Source organism: Corticimicrobacter sp. (genome assembly GCF_040137905.1).
Taxonomy (GTDB): Bacteria; Pseudomonadota; Gammaproteobacteria; order Burkholderiales; family Burkholderiaceae_B; genus Corticimicrobacter.
Map to the genome: position 1 here is coordinate 1 of NZ_JBEFDG010000008.1, position 4872 is coordinate 4872.

Consider the following 4872-nt stretch of genomic DNA (forward strand, 5'->3'; position numbering starts at 1 on the left):
GCGGGGATCACCAACTGGGCACGGCGCGGAATTTTGTCGTGAAAGGCACCCACGGCATCGCACAGCGTGGATACCCCGCCGATACCTGTACCGACAAACACGCCGCACTCCGCCTGCTGCTCTGTGCCAAGCCGGCCTGACTCGAGCGCCTGCTTTGCGGCATACAGCGCCAGATGGGAAACTCGATCCAGCATGATGGCCTGGTTGCCGGGCAGATTCGCAGTCATGTCGCCACGCACATAGCCGACATCCCGGCCGATGGCGAAGTCGGGGTGCGGCGTCACGCCGCAGGCCCCGGCAATCAAGGCATCGAAACAGGCGTCAGGGGTATCGCCGACCGGACTGGCCAGCCCCATCGCCGTAATGACAACACGTCGGGTCATGCACGCTCTCCCTTCTGGGCCTGTTCTTCCACCTCGATCTGGCGTCGCAATGCGGCCTCGACGCTTTCGGGCGTCGGCGGATGGATCCCGGCAGCCTCGTCAGCCGCCTTGCGCTCGGCCACTTTCTCGATATGCACGGCCAGTTCGGTGAGATTGGAGGGAAAGAACTCGGCCAGCTCCTCGCTGGTCGTATAGTCGCGCGGCAACAGATCATCTGCGCTCAGTCCGTATTCGACCTCGATGCCCAGCATGATTTCCAGCATGTAGAGTGAATCGAAATTTTCGATCACTGAGGTGAAGGGCTCGTCACGCAACAATGCCGCAGCATCACAACGGCAGGTTTCGGCAATGACCTTGGCGAGTGTGGCCCGCAACTGTTCCCGATCCGGTAGTCCCGACATATCGACCCTCCAAGGCTGCTTGAAAATGGAAAAAACAGTGTATCCCAGCCCTTTGGGCCGGAATACCAGAACATTCCCAATTACATGTACGTGAAAGTCAGCGTTGCCGTAGCCTTGACGGCACCTGCCTGAACCGTGGCATCCACCTGCTTGTAATTGGCCCCCAGGCGATACGACCACAGATTGGTCGGCAGGGCACCGATTGCCGTGCCCGCATTTTTTTCCTCGCTGCCAATGGCAGGCGCACGAAACCTGCCGATGGCCGGATCCCACAACGACAGTTGCACGCCCACCCCCTTGGCCCCTGTCGTGCCCGTATCCTGATTGCGCAACGTCGCTACCTGCCCACTGACCAGGCTGTTGGCCGTGATTTTCAGGGAAGGCGCGGCGCGACTGCTCGTTGAGCAACTGACCTGCAGGGTGGTTTCGCTCACTGCGCCCCCTTTGCCACCAACCAGCTGGGTAGTCGATACATCGGGCAATGTCATGTTCAATGCCGCAGTGTTGGTCACGTTGCAGGTCGGCACGGTAATCGTGATGTCCTGATTCATATAGACCTTGTACAGTTGCCAGGGAATACTGAGCCCGGAATTCGGCACCGTCACCTGCCCGAATATCTGATTGGCCCTGATGACGCCAGGCTGGATGGGCTGGCCGGTCGCCACGAAATCGATTCGTGTCGTCAGATAGCCACTCTGGCCGGACCCATTCATGGGAAATACCAGTGCCCCGGTCTGGTAGTTATTGCTGAAAGTGATCGGGGCAGAAATCTGCTCACTACCATTTATATAGTAATAAACCCGATAGCCAATCCCCGGCACACCTGTCGCATAGAGTTTGTATGCACTGTCGATATAGGCTCCATTGCCATCGAATCTCTCGGTCGTGCCTGGCGGGCAATAATACAGAGGTGCAGCCTGCCCCTGTGCCTCGCCGTAAAGCGATGGCAATGCCGCATCCATGGTGGAAAACAGAATCTGGCCGCGTTGCGCCTCGGCGGGCAACGGCCGGCTGGTCATGCCGGCAGACAGACCCACGACATAGCCTGATGAACGGTAGGCCATATATTTATTGCCCTTGTTGGTCGTCCCCCCCTGATTAAGGCGGCAGGCAACCGCCCGCGCATCCAGAGGGCCCGCATAGGCTTGGCTCGTCATGGCCGGCAGCGTAGCCACGCCCAGCAGCGCAGCTGCCACGGCCGGCATCATCCCGACCCTATTCACTCTCTTCAGGCGCATGTGAATTCCTTCTGTACTTTATCGGTTCCCTGCTCGGCAGCCGACACATCGATTTCAAAGGTGCACTGCAACTCTTGCTGTTCGCCCCATTTCACCAGGAAATGGTTGCGGCCCTGCAGACCCGTCAGCCATGAGCGCCCCACAGGCCCGACAACGCCGCGCTGCTCGCCATCATCATCATAGATGGACGCACCGAATGGCAGTACCTTGCCGTCGGCACTTCGCAACGTGGCAATGACCGTACGGCCAATCGCAGTCTCGAAATACGCCACGGCAATCGCCCCCCGCGTCGGCACGACCGTCTGCACGTTCTGCTGGATCGTCGCGGTTGCATCGTCATAATCGGGTGCCAGCGAAATACGGTTTTCACGGTACGGGCTGACGTAAGGAATCAGCGCACGTCCGTTGCTGTCGGTACGGACCCCGGGGAACGACTCGACCTGCACGTCTGCCGCACCCGGCGCATCGACCACAATCGCGGTTTCACCCAGCGATTGACCGAACAGCGGTCCCTTGCCATCCACGACGACAGCGCCGCTGAAGTCGAAGTTGGTATTCGAACTGTTGCGTGCATAGGCGTGGCTGACGTTCATGATCCCGACAGGCGAGGCATAGCCCACCGAACCATAGCCATGCCCACCTCTGTCATTGCCGGAATTCATCCCGGCCTGCAGCGCATAGGTCACTGCATAATCATCGGTCAACGCGCCACTCAGGTTGACGTCATGGCTGGTTCCCTGGCCACTGGTATGGTTCATCGAATAGCTGGCAGTATGGGATCCGCCCAACGGCAGGCTCAGCGTGAGCATGACCGTGGTCTGCCGTTCCTGCTGCGGGCTGCTGTTGCGGCCGAGATTGACCGAATAACCGATGCGCCCCACGGCGCTGGAATAGCCCACCTGCATGTATTCGGCCTTTTTTTCTGCATTGCGGTAGGTCAGGCCAAAATAGTTGAACGAAAGCGAACCCATATCGCCAATACGTTGTGCAAACGACAACTGATACTCCTGCTGGCGCTGCAAGCCGCGGAATACCGTACTGTCGTTACGATCACGCAAGGCATCATCCAGGCTGCGATAACCCGACGAGTTGTAGCGATAGCTGGCCAGCGTCAGGTCGGTACCGCTTTCGGCAAACGACTTGGCATACTGAATGCGTGCGGCAGTACCAACCAGCTTGCCACCATCCTGCTGGCGCGAGCGCGAACTGGTCATATCCAGAGACAGTGCGCCCAGTGCCCGCATGTTGATGGCCAGTCCGATCGCACCCGCGTGATAGCCTCCCTGCGCCGTCGTCAGGCCACCATAGGCGGTCAGGCCATAGGGCAGACCATAGGCCAGGGTAGCCATGCCCATCAAAGGTTTCTCATCACCGAAACTCTGACGGTGCTGCCCCAGGGAAAAGTTATAGTTCCAGATCCCTTCCCGCACCATAGTCGGCAAAGCCGAAAACGGCTGGAAAAACCGCGTGGTACGACCATTGAGTTCTTCCACCTCGACTTCCAGATCCCCGCCACCGGGCGTCGAGTACAGATCATTGATCACGAACGGTCCGGCAGCCACAAAGGTGGTGTAGATCACATAACCATTCTGGCGAATGGTGACCTTGGCATTGCCCGCAGCCACGCCGCGCACGACCGGCGCATAACCACGCATGCTATCCGGCAGCATACCGTCATCGGACTGCAACTGTACCCCGCGGAATCGGGTGGAGGTAAATATCTGGCCCGAGGTCGAGCTGTCACCCAGGCGCAACCAGCCACGCCAGGCAGCCACATCGCGTTCGGCGTAGAAGTCATTCCAGGTAAAGCTCGAACTGCCATTGCTGTCGTAGAAATTGCCATTGGCACGCAAGCGCCAGGCTCCCAGGTTCAAACCATTGCGCAGGCTCAGGAAGCTGCTGCGATTGGTTGAGCGCCCTTCTCCCGAAATCCGCATCTGATTATGCGAAAAATGATACGAAGACCAGAACGCCGTTTCACCGGTATCCCACATTTCAGGCGATACAGCGCCTCGCGCGCTCTGGCTGAGCGCCGCCTGCGGAATGGACAGGCTCAGGATATTCCTGTCGAAATCATAGCTGGACGAAGCCGATGGAATGGCTTCGAGCAGGCTCGTGCACGGCGGTGCGCCCACCCCGACGAGGGAAGGGAATGCCAGCAGATTGACACCAACCCCCTCCAGCAGCTCGGTCGACAGACAGGGCTGCGCATTTTCCTTGCCAGGAACAGCAATGAAATCGATTTCCCGCATGCCCGACAGCTGACCATTGATACGCAGCACCACGGACTTCAAGCCCGGCAGCACGCGATTGGACAAGGCAAAGATCGACAGATCCACGCTGGGCTGGCCTGCTCCCTGATGCAGAAAACTGTCATCGAACTCAGCAGCCAGCTCCTGGGCGTGGCCATGCGATGAGGCGAACAGACCCACAGCCGCACTGATGCACAGCGCCAGGGATCTCCCTGGCAAATTGCAAGGATTCACTGCGCTGCTCCAGCCGGCACGCCCGTCACCGGTGCGCCCGACAGGGTCGGTGCCACGGCAGGCCAGGATTCGACAACGCCATAATCATTGACGACATGCGGCGTAATCGATACGGCGCCGACGGGACAATGCCCCAGCGGCACTTGTGTCGTTTCCAGCGGCTTGGCGATCAAGGCACGCCCAAACTCGCTGTTCTCGCCCATCATGTCGATGCTTGCAAAATTGATGTTGTAGGCAGAGGTATTCTCGATGACCAGTTGACACTGGCCACCGTCACGCACCATCGACCACTTGAGCAGTTCGGCACCGCGCGGCAGTTTCTGAATATCATTCGGACGATAGAACAGCTTGATCCGCGTACGCG

Annotated in this window: 5 protein-coding genes; all 5 read right to left on the bottom strand. The window is 59.1% G+C overall.

The annotated features are described in order from the left end of the window. Positions 1–383: beta-ketoacyl synthase N-terminal-like domain-containing protein (locus ABN482_RS00815; protein ID WP_349502208.1), on the bottom strand; the 383-nt coding region annotated here is incomplete at its 3' end. After that, the gene (locus ABN482_RS00820; protein ID WP_349502209.1) at positions 380–784 is read right to left on the bottom strand and encodes an acyl carrier protein; all 405 of its coding nucleotides are present in this window, start codon (positions 782–784) and stop codon (positions 380–382) included. The genes ABN482_RS00815 and ABN482_RS00820, both read right to left, overlap by 4 nt. Before the next feature lie 80 nt (positions 785–864). Continuing rightward, complete coding sequence (locus tag ABN482_RS00825; protein WP_349502210.1) at positions 865–2022, bottom strand: fimbrial protein; 1158 nt, start codon at positions 2020–2022, stop codon at positions 865–867. Beyond that, positions 2013–4454, bottom strand: a complete 2442-nt coding sequence (locus ABN482_RS00830; protein ID WP_349502211.1) for a fimbria/pilus outer membrane usher protein — start codon at positions 4452–4454, stop codon at positions 2013–2015. Before ABN482_RS00830 ends, ABN482_RS00825 begins: the two co-directional genes overlap by 10 nt. A gap of 50 nt (positions 4455–4504) precedes the next feature. Next, on the bottom strand, positions 4505–4872 hold a 368-nt coding region (locus ABN482_RS00835), incomplete at its 5' end, for a fimbrial biogenesis chaperone (protein WP_502877211.1).